Below are 23,206 nucleotides of genomic sequence, written 5' to 3'. Positions count from 1 at the left end.
ATAAGAAAAAGCTTCTTTAAAATGTCATAACACATGCTTAGTTGTTGTAATGCGATCGTATACAAATCTCATATAAAAAACAAAATGCTGTGCCTTCTTGAATTGCCAGGTTAATATAGGCTCGACGCAATTAGGGCACTTGAGAACCCTTTCAGGGCAGCCATGAAACTCACAATTCAATCAATGCCCATAGTGGGTTTGATGGTGGCAGAATTCCTGTCCCTGTTGGGGAATCAAATTGCAGCGGTAGCCATTCCTATTCTGGTGCTGCAATTCACCCATTCCCCTTGGGTGACGGGTATTGCCAGCACTGCCAGTATTATTCCAATCATCCTGGCGGCCGTGGTAGGAGGACGATTCATTGACCGCTTGGGAGCATGGCGAATGAGTGTTGTAGCCGATTTGCTCAGTTTCGTTTCAACGCTGGCATTGCCATTCGTATTTACGACGTTTGATCGCGTTTCTCCCGCCTTAATTTTTCTGCTAGTCCTGTTGGGAGCGCTGTTTGATCCGACGGGAGTGGCAGCACGACAAACATTAGTGGTCAACGTAGCAGCGATATCTGAACGCTCTCTCGAACGGGTTAATGCTTGGCGTGGCACCCTAGAAAATGCAGCAGATTTCATCGGGCCTATCCTTGGCGTTGGTGTTATCAGCCTGACAGGAATTGTTCCTGCATTCCTTGTGAATGCTGTTACCTTTCTCGGGTGTGCAGCTATATTTGCGATCGCAGTCCCCCACATCCGCACGACATCTCAAAAACACCCGGAAGTATCTCCCTGGCCCGGTATTGCATTTATTTTCGGGCATCCTCAACTTAAGTCTCTTGCCATTGTAGGCATCGTCACAAATGCTGCGCTTTTACCTTTTCTGAGTCTATTGCTACCCGTTTTGGCCACTCAAAAACTCAACAATATTCCCTTATTAGGTATTGCTCTATCCGTTTTTGGATTAACCGCAACCCTAAGTGCTATGGCGTTCTCCTGGCTTTCTCGGCGATGCTCCTATTCCGTTATCTATTATGGTGGTTGGCTACTGACGGGCAGTTCTATTCTTCTGTGTGCTTTTGCAACCCACCCCTATCAGGTAGTTCTTCTCACGGCATTAGCAGGATTGTTGCTGGGGGTAGGTAATCCTTTGGAGCAAACGGTTTTACAAATAGAAACGCCAGCGGCGATCGCAGGACAAGTCTTCACAGCTATGAGTGCGATCCACTTCGCCGCTGGGCCAGTTGGATTGCTGCTTATGGGAATGCTCACTGAATTGCTGTCAATCGAGACCGCACTTTTGCTAACAGGAAGTCTGCTCGTTACTGTTGCCCTGCTGAGTTGGTACCGATCGCCTTTAAGTTAGGAGGTTTCTGCATAAGAATTTACCCAGAATGTTGGTGCTTTGCCCGCGAAGCGGGCAAAGCACCAACATTCTGGGGGTATTTCATTACTGGAAATCTCCTTAATCCTCGAAGAAACACATTAGTCACCCGACTCAACTAAACAGGTTGGAATGCCTGATGTCAAACAAAATCTTGTGGAGGGGGAGGTGAGATTCGCCTGTACTCCCCTTCTCAGGATTTTAGTTCTTGGCTCAGTCCATACCTTACCTGCAAAACTCTGGAATGTTCAGGAACGGTTCGGGAACGGTTTAGGAACGGGGCGATCGCTAACTTAAGGACAGATACCAGAAAACCAACCAGGATCTACGACTTAGGAGAAGCCATGACAGCTCAAATGATTAACCCAACTGAATTCGACTCTAGTAAAGCTGAGGCATTTGCTGAACAAATGCTGAGCATTCTCAACAGTGGTGCGCTTGCCCTGATGGTCTCCATCGGACACCGCACCGAGCTATTCGACACGATGGCAGAGCTGCCACCCTCGACCAGCCAGCAAATCGCTGATGCTGCCGGGCTGAACGAACGCTACGTGCGGGAGTGGCTTGGTGCCATGGTGACCGGTCGGATGGTGGAATATGATGCGATCGCTAAAACCTACAGCCTACCCGCCGAACATGCCGCTTTCCTGACCCGTGCAGTCGCCTCTGACAATGTGGCGGTTTTTGCCCAGTACATCCCCCTGTTAGGAGGCGTAGAAGAACAAATTATTGACTGTTTCTACAAAGGTGGTGGTGTTCCCTACTCGGAGTACAAGCGCTTCCATGCAGTCATGGCAGAGGACAGTGGACAAAGCGTCGTATCTGCTCTCTTTGATCATGTATTACCGCTGATTCCCGGCCTTACTGAAGCGTTGCATCGGGGCATTGATGTGCTCGATCTGGGTTGCGGTTGCGGACGGGCATTAAACAAACTTGCGGAAGTATTTCCCAATAGCCGCTTCACGGGTTACGACTTTTCAGGGGAAGCGATCGCCACGGCCAATGCCGAAGCACGAATGCGGAAGCTGAACAATATTCAGTTTCAAGTCAAAGATGCAGCAGCCCTGGAGGAGTGCGATCGCTACGATTGGATCACGACGTTCGATGCTATTCATGACCAGGCAAAACCTGATGTGGTACTGCAAAACATCTGCAAAGCCCTGCGTCCCGATGGCGTTTACCTGATGCAGGATATTCACGCATCTACAGATGTTGCCGGGAATCTGGAACATCCGATCGCTCCCCTGCTTTATACCATTTCTTGTATGCATTGTATGACGGTTTCTCTAGCCTATGGAGGTATGGGCTTAGGGACGATGTGGGGTACAGAAAAAGCCCTGCAAATGTTGGCAGATGCTGGTTTTAAGCACGTTGAAATTAAACAGCTTGCTCATGACTTTCAGAACGATTACTACATCATTCGGAAATCCTAAACGAAGGTAAAAAGATGACCGTTGTAATGAAAGTGGTATTTCGTCCAGCAGCGCTTGGCGATGATTATGCGATCGCTCATTAACAAGTTGTAGAAAGTGATTTCTCAAAACTGAGTTGATTGTGTTTTGGCAAAATACAAGGGCACTTAACTTATATCTCCGTCATGGATTTATCGTGATGGATCGGCTCAGGTTGTTCCCCATCCACTCATTCATTACACAGGCGATATTTTACTGATGGAAGCTCCAACTCAAGCTTAATCCCAGGCATAAACTCATGTGTACGTTATGTTCGCTTGCAGCACGATTACAGCGTGCTGACAGAGATTCCTTGTCTCTCTTCTCAACTCAAAAATTTTCTGCTCGGGTACAGGATCAAGCTCAGGCTTCATCTGCATCAACGCCTACTGTCATCGGTTCCGATTTCTTGACTGGTTCCCAATCCAAAAGCAGGCTTTTGTAATATGCCCAGCTTCATTGCCCAACTTCATTTGTTGAAGCACAAGTCCAGAAACCCAGTGTTTCTGAAAAACCGGGTTCCTAAGCTTCAGCAATTTAGCCGCTCTTGTTGTGACAAAACGATGGTGATTCTTCACGGATGATGTTTTGCCATCCCATCCCCGACAAACTTTTCCATTTTCCCAGGAGATTCATCATGAAACTGCACTATGTTGCTACCCATTTTCTTGTTCTTACCCTTCTGTTAGCGGGTTGCTCCGGAAGTCTGTCCTCTACTGATGGAGGCTTGGGTTCAAGTGCGACAGCCGAAGCCAGAACCACAATCCAGACCAGTAAGGATGGAGTTGTGAAACTCACCGTACCTGATGGCTGGCAAGATATTTGGACAGAGGCAGACAAGGAACAGTGGTCGCTGCTGGTCGGCAAACGTTCGGAGCTTTTGCAACTGGGCGTGCGATCGATCGCCAAAGCCGATTTCCCCGCCATTACCCCTGAAGCCCATGCACAAGCAGCCCTGACCGCAGGCACAGCCCCCTTCTCGGAACCCGAAATTCTTGAGAATGGTAAGCAAATTACCGTGAATGGTCATCCGGCTGTTCTTTACCGCACTGTCGGTACAGTCTCGGGGCAACGCTTAGCAACCTATTCGTTATCCGTGGAAACGCCTGGCTATTACCATGGCATTTTTGTAGCGGGTCCCGAACAGACCTTTGTCGAGCATGAAGCTGAAGTAGAGCACATTATTCAAAGCTTACAGGAAGCACAAGAAACGGTATCAACCCAGTAATTCAGACCAACTTATCATGAAGTTCCATCGATTTCTGGGGCTTCTGGCTATTACTCTGACGCTCATAATCATGCTTGCCAATGCCGATCGCTCGCGGGCTGTTCCAGAGGCAGGAATACGCCCTACGACTTTTGAACAATGGTGCCTTCGCAAAGACATCCTCTCCCCGCCAGCAAGACATACTGTTGAGTTGCTATTAGATATTGGGGCTAGAACTTCAAATTGCACTCAAGCTAACGATATTCTGGTCCATCTAACAGAACTGGATCTCAGCAATCGTGACGTAGAGGATATCCAGCCACTCTCCACCTTGCCCAACCTGGTTGTTCTTAATTTAAACGGCAATCTGATTGAAAATTTGCGTCCACTGGCAGCCTTAACCCAGCTCGAAACGCTCTTTCTCAGCTACAACCGCATTTGTGACATTCGCCCTCTGGCAGGGCTATCTCATCTAAAGCTTTTAGCTTTGAGTGAACAACCCATCGCTGACCTGCGTCCCCTGGCCTCCTTAACCCAGTTAGAAACCCTCAGCCTGTATAGCGCTCGTGTGAGTGCGATCGCTCCCCTCACAGCGTTGCCCCACCTGACCCGTCTCGACTTAGCCGATAACCCCCTGCGCGATCTTCGGCCCCTGGCAACTCTTACCGGTTTGACGTACCTCGATCTGTCACAGCTACACCTGCGTCATATCCTGTTTCTATCCGCACTGACAAATCTGGCCTATCTGCGCTTAGACGATAACCAGATTCAGGATGTGAAAGGATTATCTTCTCTAACGCACCTGATTGATCTGGGTCTCAATCGCAATCGCATTGTAGATGTGCGTCCCCTAACGACCTTAATCAATCTAAAAGGGCTCAATCTTGAAGCGAATCAAATTCGTGATGCCAGCGCCCTCGCCGCATTACGCAATCTGGTTCAACTAAACCTGGCATCGAATCCGCTACGCGATCGCACGTGCCCCCTACAGCCCCCATCTATTTGCACCTTTTGATGCTGAGCCCCCGCTCATTCGTCCTGTAAGGGCTTTCCTTCCCATGTCTTCCCACTTACGGCATCGTGCCCTGCGCACAGTCTTTGTACAAGCGTGCCTTTCGGATGTATCTGACCGCAGAGGCTGCTTTAACAATAGTTTTCTCGTGCCTTTTCCACGGGCTTATCACTTTACTATTCACAACTCCAGGAGAAATTGAATCATGGCCAATGCAATTCTTGATGCACTGCTGAATCCCCAAACCACAGTTCGTGAACGGGAACAAAACAATGTTCTATCAACTCGCAATGGTTCTTTGAGAACCGCAGAAGCATTACTTGGTAATAACCCTAATGGCAATGTTGGTATTGTCGGCAGAGTTAACGGTACGAACAACATCAACCCAAATGATGGAATCGATGTATTCTCGTTCACAGTCGATCGCCCAATGCGGTTTGATGCCCGAATGCTATCTAACAATGAACAGAACATATCATTTCGTCTAATCCGTGATTTCAATAATGATGGCCGGACGAATTCAGCTATCAATGCAGGAGCCAGTATTGATGATTTGCTCAGCTCCTCATTTGAGCCTGGGGCGGATGACATCCAGTTTGATCGTCTGGAACCAGGTACCTATTTCCTGGAAGTTGTTAAACGGGTTGATACCTCGGCGATCGACTACACGCTGATTCCCAAAGCCTCTGTGATTAATAGTGCCCGATTGACCATTGAAATTGAGCGCATTATTCCCCTCAATAGCTCTGGCACCATCATTGTGCAGGCTGAGATCGATGGGCAAGTTCAAGAAACGCGCCCCTTTAGCCCCACTCCCAATCAGGGTATCTTCCTGAGTGCTGCTGTCGACCCAGATCAGCGCAATGTAGATGTGAAATTAACAGCGTTCAAAGTGTTACCCAATGAAGAGCGATCGCCCCTCGACTTGAGCCGTAAAACCGGCACCACAGCCCTGGAATTCACTTACGATACTCTCACCCGTGATGTGCGTGGAGAGACGGGCTTCGGGTTCTTTGGCAAAGAAAATGCGGTCATTCGTCAAACCATTCGTGATGACGGAGAAGGTACCCACAATGGCATCCGCGTCAGCTATGACACGTTTGCCGCCGCTCCCCAAATTCGGGGTAATCAATCTGCTATTCTGCGGGCCAATGACATTCCTGTCGTGCGTGGCAGCAACGGCAACGACCCAATGCAGGGTGGTGCCAAAAATGGAATTTTGATAGCACAAGGTGGCCGCGATCGCGCCAACGGTGGTGCAGGGGATGACATTATCGACGGTGGCGCGGGTGGAGACGTGCTCCTGGGCGGAACCGGAGATGACATTCTGATTGGTGGCGTCGGTAACGATCGCCTATTGGGTAATGCGGGGGCTGATTTGCTCGATGGTGGTGCGGGACGCGATCGCCTGACAGGTGGTATTGGCAGTGACACCTTTGTTCTGGGTAATGGCTTTGACATCATCACGGATTTTCGCAACGGGCAGGACTTTATTGGGCTTAGAGGGAACCTCTCCCTTGGTGCCTTGCAATTTGTTCAGCAAGGCAACAGCACAGTGATTCAAGCCAATGGTCAACAGCTTGCCCTGCTACAAGGCGTCAGCGTTTCTCAGCTGAACACCCCTGACTTCAAGACCATGTCGACGCTTTTGGTGGCGGGTGTCAACGTTCCCGTCGTGGTTTAGTTACGCCAACTATCAGGCGATCGCCCCCTTTCCTTTGCCAATTCAAGAACGATTACGGAACGCTTTAGAAGCGCCATCTTATCTACATTCATGACATTGCCCGCAGAGGAAGCCATCCCGTTTCGATCGCTTCCTCTGCCCCCCAATCCCATCATTTCTTAATGCGTTAGAGGACAACCCCCATGATCTATTCATCCAAGCTCTATCCCCTGTTACTCGCAGCAACCCTATTCACGACCACAGCATGGTCAGGAACAACCCTGGCTCATACACCATCCACCTCAACTGAGGCAGCCTTAACGGCAGCCGATGCTTCCCAATCCACCACGCCCACAGTCCCTCTATTCGATAACCTCGGCAACTACAGCCATCCCATTTCGGCTCGCAACCCTCTAACCCAGCGCTATTTTGATCAGGGGCTGATGCTGGCCTATGGCTTTAACCACGCTGAAGCGTTCCGCTCCTTTCAGCAGGCGGCTGAGCTCGATCCAACCTGCGCGATGTGCTATTGGGGTATGGCTTATGTTCTGGGACCGAATATCAACGCGGCCATGGAGGACGGTGCTGTGCCAACGGCCTGGGAAGCACTCCAGGCGGCTCGTGAGCGAAGCCCCTACGCCAGTGAGCAGGAGAATGCTTACATTGAAGCCCTGGCTCAACGCTATACTCCTGAACCGGTGGGCGATCGCACAGCCCTGAACCTGGCCTACGCCAACGCCATGCGGCAAGTAGCCCAGCGCTATCCCCATGACCCCGAGGCCGTAACCCTATTTGCTGAAGCCCTCATGGACACAATGCCCTGGGATTACTGGCAGGAAGATGGGGAGCCTAAGCCTGAAGGCGCTGAAATCATCGCTACCCTGGAGTCTCTTCTACAGCGGTATCCTGACCATGCAGGAGCCCTCCACCTCTACATTCATGCAGTGGAGTCCAAACGTCCTGACCTTGCTGCTGATGCGGCCGATCGCCTGCGAGATCTGAACATCAACACGGGGCACTTGATTCACATGCCTGGGCACATTTACATCCGTGTTGGGCGCTATAACGACGCGGTAGTTGCTAATCAATTGGCTGCAGCTGCGGATGCCGCATACGTGCAACAACACAATCCCGATAGTGCTTATCCCTTTACCTATGTGCCCCACAACCACCACTTCCTCTGGTATGCGGCTGTCATGTCAGGCCAGCGGGATGTAGCTTTGCAAGCGGCTCAAGATACAGCGGCTCTGGTCAATCAAGATTTGCTGCGGCAGCCGGGATTTGGTACCTTGCAGCACTATTCAGCAATTCCGCTCTACACCTATGTCCGGTTTGAAATGTGGGATGAAATTCTTGCCACCCCTGCTCCCGCCACTGATCTGGCTTACGTTACTGGTGTCTGGCATTTTGCTCGAGGTATGGCTTTGACCGCAAAAGGTCAGCTTCAAGAAGCGGCTCAAGAATTGGAAACTGTGCAGGCGATCGCCACTAACCCCACTCTGGACGGCATCACCATTTGGGACATCAACACCACCGCTCATCTTCTGCAGATTGGTTCTGCTGTATTAGCAGGAGAACTGGCTGCTAAGCAGGGGGATTATGAGGGGGCGATCGCCCATCTCCAACAGGGCATTGAGTTGGAAGATAACCTCAAGTACGATGAACCTTCTCCCTGGTATGCTCCTGTGCGGCAAATTCTAGGCTCAGTGCTACTCCAAGCGAATCGCCCTATGGAAGCGGAACAAGTCTATCGGGAGGATTTAGTGAAGTATCCCGACAATGGTTGGTCGCTGTATGGTTTGACGCAAAGCTTACAGGCTCAGGGCAGAACCCAAGAGGCCCGAGAAGCGCAAGCTCAATTTGAGCAGGCTTGGCGCTACGCCGATATCTCATTAACGGCTTCACGTTAATCGTTTGCCTAACTCTAGTGGGTGACAAGAAGTCGCAGTTCTTGTGGAACTGCGACTTCTGAGGTGGGACATAACGACTGGTTTAAACTGAGCGTGCTATTACAGAAATTTTCCAGGCCAGGTAAACACTGGTATCGGAGGCAGAACTTATGAGCCAAATTCTATATATGCTAATCGGCCCGAAAGGCGCAGGAAAAACATACATTGGAACGCTCATTGGTCGATGTACGACAATTCAATTTATTCGGGTTGAACCTATCTGGCTAAGTTTACAACCCGGTGAGAATGGATGGCAGAAGGTTGCACAAATCATTGATGAGACATTCAAGAATTATCCTCAAGTGATGATTGAGAGCCTGGGAGCAGGTGAAGAATTTGAAAGGTTCCGCACTGTCCTGGCAAAGAAATATACACTCAAAATGATTCGGATTTATGCAGATCTTGAAACCTGTCTCACACGAGTTAAAAATCGTGATAGCGCGGATCACATCCCAGTTTCAGATGACAAGGTTGAACAGTACAACCGCATTGCTGCAAATGTTGTATACGACTGGGACCTAGAGATTAATAACGACGTACCAGCAACTGAAGACGCAATTTTGGCCGCTATACAAACCCTGCTCTAGTTCTCTCACAACAACCATCAATACTCTGGACAGTTTTTCTGAAACCTTTGATTTTGCGTGCGCGAAGCGCACGTAAAATCAAAGGTTTCAGAAAAACTGTCCGAACTAATGAACTATATCCAGAACACGACTCAAAACTTAGAATCCTGATTCTGCTGTTGCTTTGAGGCAGTATCAGAATTCTGGAAATAGGAGAAACATCACGGCTCAACTGGGTTTTATGTCCCTATGTTCCTGAAGTAAGTACCTAGAACTTAGCGTAGCTCTGCCTTAGTGAGCAGAAGGATATGAACCTTAGCAGGATTAAAGAAGCGGTGCATTCGGAATATAACAAACCTATAAGACATCGATCGCCCGTTTAGCTTTGGCTGATGCAGCCATGGCTGATCCAGTTTGATAGTAGCGATTCAAGTAGCGATTCAAATAGAAGGAGCCGACTATGAAATCCACGAATTTGCGTAAGTTTTTGAGTGTAGGTGTAATTGCCCTGAGCGTTACTGCTGGCGCAGTAACCCTTCCTGCCCTGAATGCGAAAGCAGCTGCTCCCGATGCAGATACCACAACTACTGTAGATACCGATACCGACGATAATGATGGAGCCTGGGATTGGCTGGGTCTACTGGGTTTGGCCGGTTTGGCTGGTTTAGCTGGTAAGAAGAAGCATGACAACGATACCTCTGTTTATCGTGAGCCCACTGTAACCACTTCTCGCGACCCTAATCGCACGAACTACTAATCATAAACTCGGCTTGAGCCCTCAAGCCTAAACACGGAACGTGCGCGATGCAGAGCACCGCGTACGTTCTAATATAGGAACGCTATTTCATATCAAATGGACGTATAGAATGGGCGGAAAGCATAGCTTTCCGCCCATTCTAATTTCCTTCCATCAGGAAGGTTTTGGTACAAGATTTGAGTTTCTTGTTAGCAAATATTTATACGCCAGCGGCCATAGGAGAAGGCTTCATACCCCTATTCATAAAGCTGAACTCGCTCATTAAATTCCCTTTTACGTAAAGATAGAAAACCCGACACTGGGAACCCGATGCCATCCATTCGTTGCGCAGGGCGAGCAAGCCATCTGCAACTTCTTGAGTCGGGGCATCAATCATGAGGGTGGATTCAGTTTTGCATAGGTCGCAACGGGATAATAAGGCCTTATGTAAATCAGATAAAACAAGATTTGACATCACCTTTTCCCTCCTCATCGCTAAAAATCATGGTCTTAACAGGTGTGCTTGGCCTTCCCGTGAAGGTTGTTCACATCCTCGCATCGAGGTCTTGTTTACCCCAACAGCAGGAACACGGTAGTTATTTAGTACTGCCTCAGTCCCTCGGTGAGCTTGCGGAGAGAGGCGATCGCACTGTAACGAACCTCTACATCCGTACTACGGATATCCGGTCATGTTTCGAACATAGTCACTTCGTGCCTCTTCTGCCACACTCCCTTCGCCTATCTAGAACACTACTGGATGTTCGATTAAGCCGCTGAATCTCGGGACGTTACTTTTTGCTTTTAGTTCCAAAAACAATTGTCTCAATCCGTTCTGAGAAAGGTACAAGCGTGGCTGATTCAAGCACAAAGTGCTTTAAACAGGTGAAGAAGCAACGGAAAGCCGCCCAGGCAACAGCAAAGGCGGCAGGAATGCAGTAGCTTGGCTACGACTAACATTGTGTTACCCACAGTTTTGCAGTGATCACCCTGTCTGTCTTGCCAATGTGCCCAGAGAAAAATGGCAGATACAACCGTAATTCTGTTAGAAGGGCGATCGCCTCAATTACCGCCATCAATGCTTACTTCCTGATCACAAGAAATTTGGCGTTTGCGAAATTGAGTCGTGATTGAAATCTCCTTCGCTTCATTCCATCCCCTCATGTAAGCATCATCATTTGGAAGACGGGGGGTATCACTCAAAATTAAATCAAAGTCGACATATCCAACAGCTTCTCGAGCTGCGGGAGGCAAAACAATCAACCACATCAGATCTTCCACAGTCCAACTCCTAGACAGTAAAGAAGGGACAAAGCTTGAAACACCATCACAAAGCGAAAAACCTGAATGATATCTATGCATGAATCTTAATCTAGTGAAAAACCTCTATGTTACGTCTTAAGAGGTATATTTTTGAGGTCGCTTTCGACACATTCAGATTTACCATTATTGTTTGGTAAGAGTGGTAAAACACACCCGTTTAACAGGAACGCACTCGATAGAACAGATTTCTGTAAGCCCTGAAACGAGTGGGTTGTACCCATTCAAATTGATTTAATTTCTCTGCATCCGTTCCTGCTGGATAGATTGCCAGGAACCAATGAGTTTTTGTAGGTGAGGGTCATGCGTCGGCTGGTGGGCAACATAGCGGGCGATCGCAGTGGAAGCCTCGTAATGCCGATTAAACTATCGCACTAAGGCAATACGCTGAGTGTGTTGAAAACGATTCATGAGTTTGCATTTTCATGGGACCACAAGACGGGCTGCGTTGAAGGAGCAACAGCATCGATAAGGCACTGGTTGAGATGTAAATTTTCACGTGTAGTAAACACGAAAAACTACCATTTCAAACATTCACTAGAGATGTAGCTGTAGAAATTGAAATTGTGGCTTTACAGATAGATCCTGTTTTAGTTGTTCTTTTGTGTGTGTGAAGCACATAAAAACAACTTTTATAGCCAGCTTTAAAACATGCTCTAGGACAGTGGAACGGATGCTGTAAATTTAGAGCGATCTAACGGATTAGAGTGAGGGGTGGGTTGCTTTAACTTCAACGGGTTTTGAAGTATACCCGGAATGATGCTCCATACATACTCAGTAGCGGGAAGGCGATCGCGGCTCATAGGTTACCTGGAATTGCAATGCAGTAATTCTAGGTCGCAAGCTGTGAGGATCTTGTGTGGATGAACAAGAAAATGAGCTATGCGCTAATTTGAAGAGCAGTTGCTTTTATGCCAAATGGTGTAAAAGCTATTACAAAAAAACAGATATTGTGAGGTAGGGATTTTTATCTTTGTCCTTCTAAAAACAAATAAAACTTAAACTGTGGTTTCTTTATGGCATAACCCTCTCCCATCTGAAAAATACACAACTCATTTAGTAGTTGTCTGTTTCTACAGTGGCAGATGGATCCCAATCATGTTTTACCCTTTGAGTGCTGCTATTGAGTTGCACCAGAAAGCAAAATCCTTGGGGCAAGAGCTGTTCATCTTTCCCCCTAGTAAAAATTTGCTCAAGGAGCTAGAGGTTATAACGTGAAACCAAATGGAATAACCTTCTCCTAACCGTTCAATTTTCAAAACAAGCTTAAGCCCCTAGACAGCAGACCAAAAGATGGAGGATTGAACAGTACCTTTTGTGCACAGTTCAATCATTCGGCTCAAAGTGCTCCTGAACAAATAGGTAAGGGTTCGCATTATGGAGAGCGACGATAAACCATCTTCTCAAATAGCCCCTATCAACGTTCGGTTTTGGGATATTGGTCTTATCAAGCTTCTGCTCCTGCCTCTTATTGCCACTACAAGTTTTCTTTTGTTTCCGGGTAAACACCCAATCATTACTCTAAATGAGTACAACCGTATTCAATCAGGGATGACAGTAAATCAGGTGGATACGATTGTTGGGGAGCCTGGAGGCGAGTTAGAGAAGCGAGATCCGTCGGCTCCAGGTATCTCCAATCTGCGAATATTTCAGTGGCAAAATGGTAGTGGTTCCCATGCTCTGATTTGGTTTCAAGATGGAAAGGTAGTTCTAAAAATCAACATTGACTTGAAGTAACATCCAAGTGAATCACTGAAATATGGGATATTAAAACGCATTGTGCCACGCTATTTCCTAAAGCACAGCTTGCTTATCTCTTTTGGCACTTAGAGGATATCCCTTGTGGCTGAAGCGGGCACAGCATCAATAAGCAATACTAGAAATGTAGAGGCTGCTTATGACTATCACAGGGTCGCCCATAAAGATCCTGGCTATATATTTTCTCAAAATGCTCGTCCTTGTTTGAGGACGGGCATTTATACTTTAATGCCTAAATGCTCTCCCCGCTGTAGAGGGGGAGGGAAAGGATTTCATAATGGATGTGAAGCAGTTATATTTAGGTTGTAATGTAGCGCGATCGCCAACATTGCAGCACTTGATGTGACGCCAATAAAAAACCGCAGGACGAACTGCGGCATTAGTACGCTCTTAAGCTGACGATGTCTGTAGTGTCGCAGCGATCGCCCAACCAAAACATCTTCCTAAAAGTAGAGTTCGGCTTATGTTTTCACAAAAAGCTCAAACCCCCCTTTGGGAACTTGCAAAACTGAACATACTCGTTTAGTAGACCTACCCAAACCTGGAAATTAGAACTCTTTCTTTCCGCTCTGTAGCGATAGCAAATTGAGCTTTAGGCTTTGGTGCTAATAGGTGTTTACGAAGTTAGCCAATCTCTTCTTCTGGCGGAGCAGCGTGTGGCAGAGGTGGGATATCAGCATCGGCTGTTTGAACAGGAACGTTAAGATGCTTTCTTGCCATATCTTCAGCCATTCGATGATCTTCCGAAGTTGCAAACTGGCTTTCATCCAGTAGATTGCCATCCTGGGCAGCTTGGTCACGACTGGGAGGCGCACCATTTTTCCATCGGTACTTGAAGTCCATTGTTAAAAGCCGTGGATCACGGCTGCTATTCAGTTTCTCTAGCCTAAAAGAGACCATCTACATCGACGTCTATCCCTGGTTACCTTGCAGTGGTAGATTCACAGCCAATCGAGTTAGAACAAAAAGGGAGAATAGATGCGGCGCACTTGTTCTCATTGCTTTAGAAGCGATCGGAAACGGTGATAGCGATCACAACATTATGTGATGAGATTCACTTAATCCTGGGTAGGTAAATCACAAGGCTTATCAAGCGAACCTGGGATTATGAGTACAGTCGACCACAGGCCAAACCAACAAGCCCCACTCACTGTTACTGTTACCAAGGATGAACCGATGAACCTGCCCTACCGTGGCGTTGTCTACCCACCTGCTTCCCCAGGATCGTTCCCTTAAACATTGCGGTACCCATGACAACACTCAATTGACTTGCCTGCCCCCTCCCCCTAAACCTAAAGTTTCATACGCTTTCCTACACCAGTACTTCCTACAGAGTTCTCCCTCGATACATTGCAACTGTCTAACCAGGTCTCCTTGACCTTGCAATCGTGCGCAGGGAAAACTTCACCCCCATTGTTCTTGGCGGGATGCCTTCAAGAAACTCTCGCCCGCCATAGTGTCCAGTATCGGCTCCTGAAAATCGCACTTCTCCTCACGGACTCAAATGGTCAAAGAAAAACCAACACAAGCCAGAGGTTAGCCTCTGGCTTTTTATTTCTATTCCAGAGCGGTCCTCAAACTCAGGTAGTTTTCAGACGTATGGATAAGATGTGGTGAAAGGGGTACGAAGTGCTCCTTTCACCACATCTCATCCAACACTTGCAACATGACCCCAGACAAAAACCCGCATCCAATGCGGCTAGATGCAGGGGGAGGAGGTTTGCAATGTTCAGATTTTGCAATTTGTGAGTAGACCTACGGTTCCATCAAGGGTGGTGAGCTCATGAGTCCTAGCACTTTCTGCCTCCTGCGACTTTTAGAATCTATCCTGGAGAGTAAGAAAAAAACTTGGAACGAAGCCGGGTCTTGGAATAGAGGCGATCGACAAAGACTGAAGAAGTGCAGCCCCTTATCCCATCAACATCTAACCCTACCAGGAGTGAAGGCATGAGCTTGATGGGAAGAGTATTAGACATCTCCAGAGCATGTTTGAAAGCTGCCTGGAAAAATTATTGTTTCGGGCACGAAGTACGCAGGAAAAATAATCTTTGAAACAGCTTCTAGTAGGCTGCGGCCTAAGTTCGCAACCTATGTTTTGTGTGGGGTGCTTCGCACCCCACACAAAACATAGGTGATGGATTTCTGCCTCAGCGTACTAGTATGAATGATGCAAGGCATAGAAGCCATAGCCACCAACAATGGTAAAGAAAATAAGGACGGCAGCTAGCAGGATATAGGCAACTGGCGGTGGACTCATAATTCTGTTGGCATATTCGCCGCAAATGTTTTTCTCTTATTACCGTAGGATTTTTGTGCGATCGCGGCTTCACCCTATAGCACGACCCTTCCAACACTACGCCCTTTTCAACTTTCAAAACCTATCTAGGGCTGTTTATTCAGTTTGTTAAAATAGAAAAAACCGCATTGCAGTGAGTGCAAGGCGGGTTAAATGCTAGTCGCTGGTATTCTGCCACGGGAAGCTCTAGCGATGAGTCTATCGAGGGTGTGACGTCAAAGGAAAAACCCTGCATCGGTCGAGGAAGATGCAGGGAAAGTTGACGGACGTAGTTCAAAAAAATCATGCCATGTAGGGGAAAGTGAGCATTCTACCCTAAGGCAAGCTCTACATTTCTCACTACATTTATGTCTGTGGTTGCAATTTAATCCATCTTCCGACTGTTGTGTAACACGAGAACATCTCAGCCTAGAAGCTGTATGGAAAACCCAATTTTTTTTAGTAGGGTTTCACCCTACTAAACCTCAGTTTGAGTGAAGGGCGTTTTCGAGTGCCGCGCATTGCGCGGCACTCGAAAACGCTCATTTTGGCGTGCGCTTTGCGCACGCCAAAATGAGCACTTCAGCTTATCCCGAACTGAGGTTACTAACAAAAAATTTGACCCTTTTAGCCATCTGTATCCTGTACACGGAAAAACCCGCTCTGGATACCAGAGCGGGTCAACAGGAGAGAATCATGTTTCCATGAAATCGGTTGAGGTGGGAGCCGTAGGAGCAATCTCCAAACCGCAATCGGGTACCCGACCTCTAATTGCTGTTATTAATGCTGTAGGCGTGGGATAAGTCAGGAAAGACTTGAATCAACTTGAACTTATATTCCCACTCAATCTCCTGGTACTCCACAGCAGAATTGCCAAAACAAATAGTCGCGACCGATGGCATAAATCAGGGGAGTTGCGGATGAGCGATCGCAACAGAAACTAAGAGTTGAGCTTACTCGCACGAGGTCAGACCAGTTTTGGAACGCTTTCCTCCATGAGGCTTCCCAAAACTAACTTTCCTGCTTCGAAACATGCAGTGTTACAGCGCTTTGCGCTTGAATCAGCCACAGTTGTTTTTGTGAGAGCTGTGCTCCGCGCTCTCAAAAAACAACCAGATTTTAAGCGCTTAAAAAGCGCTGTATATAAAAGGCTCTTACGTTGCGGAGTGTCATACTCAGGTTCATGAACGAGTTCCTTCCCCAGCAATACGATCCCCAAACAGAAGGGGAACTCTTGATAGCGATAGTCGTCATAGGCAACCCTGATCAGGGCAGCTTTTTTTAGCTAGTTGTGCGCTTCAGGCGCAGAAATAGTCTTTTGAGCAGACGATCCAAATTTTATACCATGACCTTACAGAATCTGATTAGGACAGTATATTTTTTAGAAGCTGCCCAGAGTGCAGCTTCTAAAAAATATACTGTCTGGTTCTAAGCACGCAGCGCTACAGAAAGCGGGGTGTTGAGCAGTGTGGTATCAACCATAGAAAACCACCCAAAGCGATATCGCGGGTGGCAAAAAAAGGAATGCAGTGATTGGTTAAGACTGACATTGTGTTGTATAAGCAGTCTTGCAGCGATCGCCCTCACTGTCCTGCCAATGTGCCTGAAGAAAAACGTATGCGCGGCTAATATCTTTTCAATATGGAGCGGCGTCTAATATTATGAGCGCTGTCTAGAACGACAGACCCGTGGATGCTACTGGTAGCAAAACAGCCTGCCAGCAAAAAACGCGTGGAGGTGCCCGCGAATGGACAGATCCATTGCTCAAAGAACAGCTTTATCCTTTCGGATTGGAGCATTCACGATGATTCTTGCGCATGCTCCAATCTGGCTGCCTGTCGTGTTGCTTGTAGGCAGCATTACCGGAACCTTATTAGGGATGGAGCCGCAAAAGGGCGATCGCTAACACCAGCAGCGCCAGGTCTGAACTGCTCAAAAAAATGCTTTGACAGCCTGCAGTTAACATAGCCAGCACATCCACAAGCCGTTTGCAATAAGCTGCAGCAGGAGGCACTTATCTCAAAAGGAGAGAGGCAGGGTTTCGCCCCGCCTCTCTCCTTTTAAGATGAGCTTTGTGGTGATAACTGTAGAAGTCATAGAAAGACAACCTTCACAGTAATTTTACCTTTTTAGTAGATAATGGATGCGCTCTTAGCCTGAAAAATTTCCATGTCCCTTGAAAAAGAACAGGAACAGATAGTTAAAGCTCTCCAAAAACGCTTGGATGAAGCAATCTCAGAGAAACTGCCACCTGAAACACTGGCAACCTTAAGCAAGGCTGTTAGAGAAGCAGCAGAGGCCCTCAGAAGCTTGAAGTATGGCTGAATGAGGCCGCGAAGAATCTACATTCCCAAGATAATGCAGGCAAAAAGCAAAGTTGATCCAACTCGCAGCATAGGTAACGGCTGTGAAGAATCTACGAAAAAGTATAGTTGTTTTTTTTGATACATTATGCCTATTCTTCGAAGACTACAAAAATCTACAGTTTCAAGATCTACTAAGTAAAAACTATGCTTGAACTATCGTTAAAATTTATACCCTGCGATGGAAGAGTTGTTGTGGCTGATTGTGCTGCCTCCTGAAGGACGAGAGGCAGTTGGATTCGTTGACTATGATATCGCTCTCAGTGCAGAGCCTCGGCTTCCTCAGGACGAAGCTTATATGAGAGGTTGGAGCGAGGCCCAAGGACTAGCTATCAAAATTCAAACGATCAAAGCATCACGCCAAGCTGCAGGCTTATTAATAGAACGGTATCAATAGATGCGCGCTAGATGCATAGCGATGAATTTAAGGGTGTGGCGATTGCGACACAGCGCAATTTTATACTTGGGGTTGGACTAAGGATTTGTCGTACGTATAGCCGCTGCGGGGTAGTTTGTACCAAAAGAAGAGAGGCGGAGTGAAACCCCGCCTCTCTTCTCTCACAAATTAGTACAGGATGGCTGAATTTTGTACGCGCCCTGGAGGACTCGAACCCCCGACATCAGGTTTTGGAGTCCTGTAGACTGGATAGCGAGAAACACGATAGAGACAGGATCCTAGCGATTGGTTATGAAGCGATTCTCACTTAACTCTCAGAGAATGTCAATTTTTGGCTTTTTGGGCAGTTTGGATGGGGATCTGCTATCGCCCTCCGGTCAGTCGGTAGGCTTTCCCGATCAGACCAATTGTAAAGATTAATGTACCCGCCGCCAGTAGGAGCCAACCTAATATATCTGCCAGAAAAGGTAACACCACACCCAACCCCGCCAGAAGGGCACCCATGATAGGGGAGTAGGGGGAGCGGGCGATTGTACCCATGAAGGCGATCGCCATTCTCCATAGGGGAACCTCTAACGTGTTCAACTCATCCTCTGGTATCCGCTTCATTTCTTTTTCGCCTTTAGGGTGTCTCGAAGTTTGGAGGATACGGGGGAAGCGGCGGGGTTACTGGCGGCGATCGCTGGAGTTTGTTTCTCAGCACTCCGAAGCCCTTCCCAAAAAACTCGGGTGTTGAGCTGTCCAGTTTTGCCGATCGCGTGGAGTAAGTGGGCCAACACGGCAGAAATTTCGCCGCCGAAGACAAGGGCCACGGTAGCTATGCGGCGGGGTTCAGGATTAGCAATTCCTAGTGCTCCCGTAGTACTGATCCAATCGGTTCGGTAGATGAACCATGTAAGCAAAAAAGCCCCGATTAGGAGAACCCATTTTATAGCTGTAGGCACCCATCGGGGGAACCCTGGTGGCGGCTCCAGTTGAGAAGGAAGAAAAGTTAGGGGTAATTCGTCCGGGCTTAACAAGATGCTAATCAAAGCAGATTCATAGACCGCTATCAGAATAGAAATTGCCCATGTTCCAAGATAGGCAGCATTACCCGCCGTTCCCTGTATTTGTTGTGCAAAATACCTTTCAGTGAAGTAGACATTTACTGCTGACAAGAAAAAGCCAATACCGACACAAGCATAGGCTAAAGCTCTAACCTTTTCGGGCGGGGTTCTTAATAGCGTCATAGGTCATTACTCCAGGTTGGAAAGTTGTTGGGTAGACCGTTGGGTATCTGGTGGATGTCTGGTTGGTGGATGCCCCGATCGCCCCAACAGCCCAACGGGTGTTGGATGGCCCCCAACCTTTGTTGGGTAGAGGTTGGGGGCGTTTTGTTGGGTGTTGAGTTTTTAGGGGTTGGGGGCGTAGGTGATGCCGCTTCCTAACCCATCCGTTTTGCCTCGCCCCATCCGTTCAAGACTTAGAAATACCGCTCGAATTTGGTCAGCGCTATATCCATCCAGGTCAGGTAATCTTGCCTGTTGAATATCACGGGCAGATACGGGGCGATTTCTTTTTTTAGCGGCGGTGTAGACCGCTTCTAAAACTTCACGGGGGAATTCTGGAGAACTGGCATCTGGTGAAGGCGATCGCCCTTCCTGTAGCTCTGGAAAAAATTCCAGGAGATGATCGGCATGAAACCAATCGGGTAAGACGAATTCAAGCGGGGCTTCTGATAGTCCGGTGATCCGAATGAGCGGGTTAGGCGATCGCCGCCCTGTCTTGCTCATTTGACAAGATCTCTCGACAATAATTAGCCCCTGCTGTCTCATTTGGGCGGTTCCATTCGCCCCGCCTAATGTGGCGTTTGTGATGCCGTGGGATAAGCCAATCACAAACTTTTCGTGCTTTTGGCTCTCACTGAGGAAAGACAGCATAAGGCGATCGGCTCCCTCCAGTTCGGCGGCGGCATAGCTGGTGAGTTCATCGAAAAGCAGGGATATGGGGGAGCGATCGCCCTGCCCTATGCGGTCAAAATAAGCATGGATCCGATCCTGTACTCCCTCTAGTTCCCGCCATACTCCAAAGGAGGGTGGGAATGTATCGTGCTGGTGTGGGGTTGCCACTTCCGCTCCATAGCCCAATAGCACCTGGCGGGTGAGTGCCAGGGCCACGGCAAAGGATGTTTTCCCGCTCCTTTGTGGGCCAACCGCCAGGATCGGGGTTGCCTCCAGCAGTTGCAGCACAGCGGGTAGTTCTTCCTCCAGCAGTTGCCAGAGGGCGGCTTTTCGCTCTTCCCACGGGGCGATCGCCGTGAGGGTGGATCCTTTAGCCTTTTGTTTTGTCAGTTGATTGGGTTGTGTGTTAGATGCTGACACAACAGATCCAGAGGAAGGGGGAACGGGTGGCAGGAGAGCGGCCACATTGGCGGCGGTGGCTGGCTCCAGTTTCTTAAGATCATGGCGGATCCCAAGGTAGGCGGCCACACTAGCGATCGCCCACACCAGATAATCTCCAGGGTTGAAGCCCGTGTTCATCGGCTGATAGGCAGGCGGTTGGATGGGGGCGGCGGGTTGTTGTGGCCCTTGCCCTGATGGTTGGAGGATAGCACCGGGGGGCGGTAGTGGCGGAACGGCAACGGGGCGGGGTTGGGTAATGTTTTCCCATGCAAGCATGATTAGAACCCCAATACCGAAGCCGATCGCCGCATCCCGAATCAGGAGCGGAACATTAAAGTCTTTCATGGCTCCCCCCTTAAAACTGCTGGTATTGCTGCATGGGGCGGGGCGGTAGCGAAAAGCGTTCTACCCAATAGCTGTAGAGGGCGGTGATAAAGACAGCCGTAAAGAGGGCGATTGAGACTTTTAGGATCAGGTCTTCATCGCCGCTTCCCCCTGTGGTTTGGGTGCTGGTGTGGTGTTTGCGATTGTGGCTGTTATGGGTGCTGGAGTCCGTAATGAAAATGTTGGTGTGCTGGGAATTGTCGATGAAAGTGAAGGGCTGATAGTTCAGGGTTGTGGTGTGGGTGCTGTTGTCTACCCGGTTATCTGTGACCTGAACCAGATACAGGTTTTGCACCTCCAGCAGGGTTTCATATTCGCCCCCCTCCGCCAGGTCTTGAAGCTCCTGGAATAGTTCGGGGTAGCGATCGCCCACGGGTATCAGTTCATAGGTTTCTCTGGCAAGCTGGATCGATTCTTCGGAACTAAGGACAATTTCACCGCCCTTTTGGTCGGTGGTTAGGTCTGGTTGGATCGTTTTTCCGTCCGTTTGTTGCATGATTGTGATGTCTCCTTATGTGGGGGACAAGGGGCGATCGCCGTGGCTACCAACTTCGAGCGATCGCCGCCCTATCAATTTTTTTCAGCAGGAATCTGGTTCAGGTTCCCAAGGTTTGCAAATCCGCCAGGGTGAGAAATTCGGGGCGGGCGGTTGTGTCTTCGATGGCTCCCTCCAGAAATCTGCTAACGGCGATATGGGGAACCCCGTTGATCTCGATTAGACGATCGCCCCAATCGGGGCGGAAGTATAAACCGCTTTCCGCTTTCCAGCCGAAGGGAGCGGTTTGATCCTCGTGGGCAGGGTAATGGGTGAATTCTTGGGACATTTAGCCTATGCCCTCCTTTGTGGGTGTGGGGTGTATAGGTTGGGGCGGGAACGTGGCAAGGGCGGCGATCGCCCCCAAGGTCAGCAGGGCGATCAGGATTGCGGCGATGGTTCGACAGCGGGCTTTCCCAAGGTGTTGAGTTCGGCGGCGATGTCTTCTACTTCCTCCAGGTCAGCGTTTTGGAGAAGCGCCATTAAATCGGATTTGATTCGGTACTCGTCTACACGGCGGCGGAATTGCCCCAACCGCTTTTGGGCTGTCTGTTTAATTTCACGGGTCTGGAGCAATTCCGCTTCCTGGGCTTTTTCGGCGGCATCAATACCCGTTTCGATTTGATCCAGGAACCCGTTCAGGTTGGTCATAAATTCTTTAGGGTTCGCCAGTTGTTGACGGATGCGATCGGTTCGGAATTGCTCCAGGCTTGTGGATGTTGCTCCAACCTGGAGCGTTTTTTCGGCGGCATGGTTGCCCATTTCGACGGTGAAGCGGGGGGCGGGGTTGGTTGCCCGAAGGGGCTTTTCTCCTGCATAGGCAATCAGCTTTTTTCGCTCCCCATCGTCGAAGAACCGAGTTCCACTGATGAGTTCTCCCAGTTCTCCATGCTCGTCTTTTGCCCGCTGATACCAGGCTTGGACGGTACGCTTATCCCGCCCCATGCTTTCCGAGATTGACCGAAATGTGTGATTCCGCATAGCTTGTAGCTCCTTCGTATGTGGTTCGTATGGCGATCGCTATGAATTTCATAGCGGCTTCGTACGTGGGCACATCATAGTCAAGGTGTGCACACTTTAGCAACACTAAATTACTGGAATAAAACTACTATGGGAACACTTAGGGGTAGGAATGGCCCTATCGTTTACCCTGAGAGGTATTGTTATGAGCGTATTTGGCGACGTGGCAACGGACAAAGCCCGAATTGTGGCCTATTGCAGCCAGGAAATGAAGCAAAAGCTGGAGAGGTTGGCCGATCTACGGTTCAGGAGCTTGTCCAACCTTGTTGAAGCCGTATTGGCCGAAGAGATCGCACGGGCGGAAGCTAGCGGGGAATTGCCTTCAGAGAACCCCGAAAAGGGGAAGGAGTGATAGGGCCATTGACAAATGGCATACTACAGCAGCGGCATAGAAGGAGACTTAACTGTACGTGGGATGTGTCAGCTCGGATAGATTGAAACCCATAAAATCTCGTTATTTTCTGAGCTAGATGATATTTAACCTAAAATCCCTAGAAGCTTTACCTACAAAGCTTCTAGGGATTTTTCTTGATCGCTAATGAGTAACCAGGCAAGCTAGGCGAGATGGCTAGCTGTTTTTTGTAAAGGCTTTGTGCATCTTATTTTTTCTCTGAGGGACAGAGAATGTCTTGTCCTAATATAGGGATATTCCCTTAACTTTCTAAAACGATGGACAAAGTCCCATCTGATAAAGGTTCTAGTAGCTCTGATAAGAGCCGTAGGGAGCCTGAAAAACATAACCCTTCTAAACCTCAAATTAGAGTTACGTATAACGGAACCCCTTATATGCGGCCAGTAGACATCTATAGAAGTCAAGCTGG

The 23,206-nt window shown here is 48.6% G+C and carries 21 protein-coding genes; 12 read left to right on the top strand and 9 right to left on the bottom strand.

The features are described 5' to 3' along the window. The first annotated feature begins 162 nt into the window (after positions 1 to 162). From H6F91_RS24145 to H6F91_RS24105, 8 genes are all read left to right on the top strand, one after another. Positions 163 to 1,353 (top strand): MFS transporter, encoded by a 1,191-nt coding sequence (locus H6F91_RS24145; protein WP_190789520.1) that lies wholly within the window; start codon positions 163 to 165, stop codon positions 1,351 to 1,353. 362 nt (positions 1,354 to 1,715) lie between these two features. Then, positions 1,716 to 2,804 (top strand): class I SAM-dependent methyltransferase, encoded by a 1,089-nt coding sequence (locus H6F91_RS24135; RefSeq protein WP_190770908.1) that lies wholly within the window; start codon positions 1,716 to 1,718, stop codon positions 2,802 to 2,804. Positions 2,805 to 3,459: 655 nt separating this feature from the next. Further along, entirely contained in the window at positions 3,460 to 4,050 is a 591-nt protein-coding gene (locus H6F91_RS24130) for a hypothetical protein (protein WP_190770909.1), read from the top strand. 16 nt (positions 4,051 to 4,066) lie between these two features. Further along, entirely contained in the window at positions 4,067 to 5,044 is a 978-nt protein-coding gene (locus tag H6F91_RS24125) for a leucine-rich repeat domain-containing protein (protein WP_190770910.1), read from the top strand. 202 nt (positions 5,045 to 5,246) lie between these two features. Next, positions 5,247 to 6,725, top strand: a complete 1,479-nt coding sequence (locus H6F91_RS28395) for a calcium-binding protein (protein ID WP_190770911.1) — start codon at positions 5,247 to 5,249, stop codon at positions 6,723 to 6,725. A gap of 182 nt (positions 6,726 to 6,907) precedes the next feature. Then, complete coding sequence (locus H6F91_RS24115) at positions 6,908 to 8,614, top strand: hypothetical protein (protein ID WP_190770912.1); 1,707 nt, start codon at positions 6,908 to 6,910, stop codon at positions 8,612 to 8,614. A gap of 149 nt (positions 8,615 to 8,763) precedes the next feature. Next, the gene (locus H6F91_RS24110) at positions 8,764 to 9,240 is read left to right on the top strand and encodes a shikimate kinase (RefSeq protein WP_190770913.1); all 477 of its coding nucleotides are present in this window, start codon (positions 8,764 to 8,766) and stop codon (positions 9,238 to 9,240) included. Positions 9,241 to 9,679: 439 nt separating this feature from the next. Beyond that, a complete protein-coding gene (locus H6F91_RS24105) occupies positions 9,680 to 9,976 on the top strand; it encodes a WGxxGxxG family protein (RefSeq protein WP_190770914.1) in 297 nt (98 codons plus the stop codon). 199 nt (positions 9,977 to 10,175) lie between these two features. Here H6F91_RS24105 and H6F91_RS24100 read toward each other — a convergent pair whose 3' ends face one another. Together H6F91_RS24100 and H6F91_RS24095 are read right to left on the bottom strand one after the other, a co-directional pair. Beyond that, positions 10,176 to 10,430: a hypothetical protein gene (locus tag H6F91_RS24100; RefSeq protein ID WP_190770915.1), complete on the bottom strand. Its 255-nt coding sequence runs from the start codon at positions 10,428 to 10,430 to the stop codon at positions 10,176 to 10,178. 584 nt (positions 10,431 to 11,014) lie between these two features. After that, on the bottom strand, positions 11,015 to 11,233 hold the full coding sequence (locus tag H6F91_RS24095) for a hypothetical protein (RefSeq protein WP_190770916.1): 219 nt from the start codon (positions 11,231 to 11,233) through the stop codon (positions 11,015 to 11,017). Positions 11,234 to 12,649: 1,416 nt separating this feature from the next. On the opposite strand from H6F91_RS24095, the gene H6F91_RS24085 reads away from it, so the two are divergent. Then, positions 12,650 to 13,009: a hypothetical protein gene (locus H6F91_RS24085; RefSeq protein ID WP_190770918.1), complete on the top strand. Its 360-nt coding sequence runs from the start codon at positions 12,650 to 12,652 to the stop codon at positions 13,007 to 13,009. 645 nt (positions 13,010 to 13,654) lie between these two features. Here the strand turns inward: H6F91_RS24085 and H6F91_RS24080 are convergent. Continuing rightward, a complete protein-coding gene (locus tag H6F91_RS24080; RefSeq protein ID WP_190770919.1) occupies positions 13,655 to 13,873 on the bottom strand; it encodes a bromodomain-containing protein in 219 nt (72 codons plus the stop codon). A gap of 3,976 nt (positions 13,874 to 17,849) precedes the next feature. Here H6F91_RS24080 and H6F91_RS24075 point away from each other — a divergent pair. Continuing rightward, the gene (locus H6F91_RS24075) at positions 17,850 to 18,065 is read left to right on the top strand and encodes a hypothetical protein (RefSeq protein ID WP_190770920.1); all 216 of its coding nucleotides are present in this window, start codon (positions 17,850 to 17,852) and stop codon (positions 18,063 to 18,065) included. A gap of 363 nt (positions 18,066 to 18,428) precedes the next feature. On the opposite strand, the gene H6F91_RS24070 is transcribed toward H6F91_RS24075, so the two are convergent. Then, the gene (locus tag H6F91_RS24070) at positions 18,429 to 18,674 is read right to left on the bottom strand and encodes a hypothetical protein (RefSeq protein ID WP_190770921.1); all 246 of its coding nucleotides are present in this window, start codon (positions 18,672 to 18,674) and stop codon (positions 18,429 to 18,431) included. Continuing rightward, a complete protein-coding gene (locus H6F91_RS24065; protein WP_190770922.1) occupies positions 18,671 to 19,294 on the bottom strand; it encodes a hypothetical protein in 624 nt (207 codons plus the stop codon). Before H6F91_RS24065 ends, H6F91_RS24070 begins: the two co-directional genes overlap by 4 nt. 27 nt (positions 19,295 to 19,321) lie before the next feature. Here H6F91_RS24065 and H6F91_RS24060 point away from each other — a divergent pair, with 27 nt between their 5' ends. Then, positions 19,322 to 19,492, top strand: a complete 171-nt coding sequence (locus H6F91_RS24060; RefSeq protein ID WP_190770923.1) for a hypothetical protein — start codon at positions 19,322 to 19,324, stop codon at positions 19,490 to 19,492. Here H6F91_RS24060 and H6F91_RS24055 read toward each other — a convergent pair. From H6F91_RS24055 to H6F91_RS24040, 4 genes are all read right to left on the bottom strand, one after another. Continuing rightward, positions 19,457 to 20,791 (bottom strand): hypothetical protein, encoded by a 1,335-nt coding sequence (locus H6F91_RS24055; RefSeq protein WP_190770924.1) that lies wholly within the window; start codon positions 20,789 to 20,791, stop codon positions 19,457 to 19,459. The two genes, H6F91_RS24060 and H6F91_RS24055, sit on opposite strands and share 36 nt — an antisense overlap. Positions 20,792 to 20,801: 10 nt before the next feature. Next, on the bottom strand, positions 20,802 to 21,326 hold the full coding sequence (locus tag H6F91_RS24050; protein WP_190770925.1) for a hypothetical protein: 525 nt from the start codon (positions 21,324 to 21,326) through the stop codon (positions 20,802 to 20,804). 100 nt (positions 21,327 to 21,426) lie between these two features. Further along, positions 21,427 to 21,654 (bottom strand): hypothetical protein, encoded by a 228-nt coding sequence (locus tag H6F91_RS24045; protein ID WP_190770926.1) that lies wholly within the window; start codon positions 21,652 to 21,654, stop codon positions 21,427 to 21,429. 92 nt (positions 21,655 to 21,746) lie between these two features. Further along, positions 21,747 to 22,346: a hypothetical protein gene (locus H6F91_RS24040; RefSeq protein ID WP_190770927.1), complete on the bottom strand. Its 600-nt coding sequence runs from the start codon at positions 22,344 to 22,346 to the stop codon at positions 21,747 to 21,749. A gap of 184 nt (positions 22,347 to 22,530) precedes the next feature. Between H6F91_RS24040 and H6F91_RS24035 the strand changes: the two genes are divergently transcribed. Continuing rightward, positions 22,531 to 22,737 carry a hypothetical protein gene (locus H6F91_RS24035; RefSeq protein ID WP_190770928.1) on the top strand — a complete coding sequence of 69 codons (207 nt, stop codon included), beginning with the start codon at positions 22,531 to 22,533 and terminating at the stop codon, positions 22,735 to 22,737. Positions 22,738 to 23,206 lie beyond the last annotated feature (469 nt).

The organism is Leptolyngbya sp. FACHB-8 (genome assembly GCF_014695575.1).
Lineage (GTDB): Bacteria > Cyanobacteriota > Cyanobacteriia > Elainellales > Elainellaceae > Vacuolonema.
The sequence above is the reverse complement of the archived record's forward strand: the minus strand, read 5'-3'. Positions and strand labels throughout refer to the sequence as shown.

Coding starts and splice junctions, on each gene's coding strand:
- H6F91_RS24105 (WP_190770914.1), top strand. CDS start 9,680: ATGAAATCCACGAATTTGCGTAAGTTTTTGAGTGTAGGTGTAATTGCC.
- H6F91_RS24045 (WP_190770926.1), bottom strand. CDS start 21,654: ATGTCCCAAGAATTCACCCATTACCCTGCCCACGAGGATCAAACCGCT.
- H6F91_RS24135 (WP_190770908.1), top strand. CDS start 1,716: ATGACAGCTCAAATGATTAACCCAACTGAATTCGACTCTAGTAAAGCT.
- H6F91_RS24035 (WP_190770928.1), top strand. CDS start 22,531: ATGAGCGTATTTGGCGACGTGGCAACGGACAAAGCCCGAATTGTGGCC.
- H6F91_RS24130 (WP_190770909.1), top strand. CDS start 3,460: ATGAAACTGCACTATGTTGCTACCCATTTTCTTGTTCTTACCCTTCTG.
- H6F91_RS24145 (WP_190789520.1), top strand. CDS start 163: ATGAAACTCACAATTCAATCAATGCCCATAGTGGGTTTGATGGTGGCA.
- H6F91_RS24125 (WP_190770910.1), top strand. CDS start 4,067: ATGAAGTTCCATCGATTTCTGGGGCTTCTGGCTATTACTCTGACGCTC.
- H6F91_RS24040 (WP_190770927.1), bottom strand. CDS start 22,346: ATGCGGAATCACACATTTCGGTCAATCTCGGAAAGCATGGGGCGGGAT.
- H6F91_RS24075 (WP_190770920.1), top strand. CDS start 17,850: ATGGAAGAGTTGTTGTGGCTGATTGTGCTGCCTCCTGAAGGACGAGAG.
- H6F91_RS24050 (WP_190770925.1), bottom strand. CDS start 21,326: ATGCAACAAACGGACGGAAAAACGATCCAACCAGACCTAACCACCGAC.
- H6F91_RS24110 (WP_190770913.1), top strand. CDS start 8,764: ATGAGCCAAATTCTATATATGCTAATCGGCCCGAAAGGCGCAGGAAAA.
- H6F91_RS24080 (WP_190770919.1), bottom strand. CDS start 13,873: ATGGACTTCAAGTACCGATGGAAAAATGGTGCGCCTCCCAGTCGTGAC.
- H6F91_RS24100 (WP_190770915.1), bottom strand. CDS start 10,430: ATGTCAAATCTTGTTTTATCTGATTTACATAAGGCCTTATTATCCCGT.
- H6F91_RS24085 (WP_190770918.1), top strand. CDS start 12,650: ATGGAGAGCGACGATAAACCATCTTCTCAAATAGCCCCTATCAACGTT.
- H6F91_RS24055 (WP_190770924.1), bottom strand. CDS start 20,791: ATGAAAGACTTTAATGTTCCGCTCCTGATTCGGGATGCGGCGATCGGC.
- H6F91_RS24115 (WP_190770912.1), top strand. CDS start 6,908: ATGATCTATTCATCCAAGCTCTATCCCCTGTTACTCGCAGCAACCCTA.
- H6F91_RS24070 (WP_190770921.1), bottom strand. CDS start 18,674: ATGAAGCGGATACCAGAGGATGAGTTGAACACGTTAGAGGTTCCCCTA.
- H6F91_RS24065 (WP_190770922.1), bottom strand. CDS start 19,294: ATGACGCTATTAAGAACCCCGCCCGAAAAGGTTAGAGCTTTAGCCTAT.
- H6F91_RS28395 (WP_190770911.1), top strand. CDS start 5,247: ATGGCCAATGCAATTCTTGATGCACTGCTGAATCCCCAAACCACAGTT.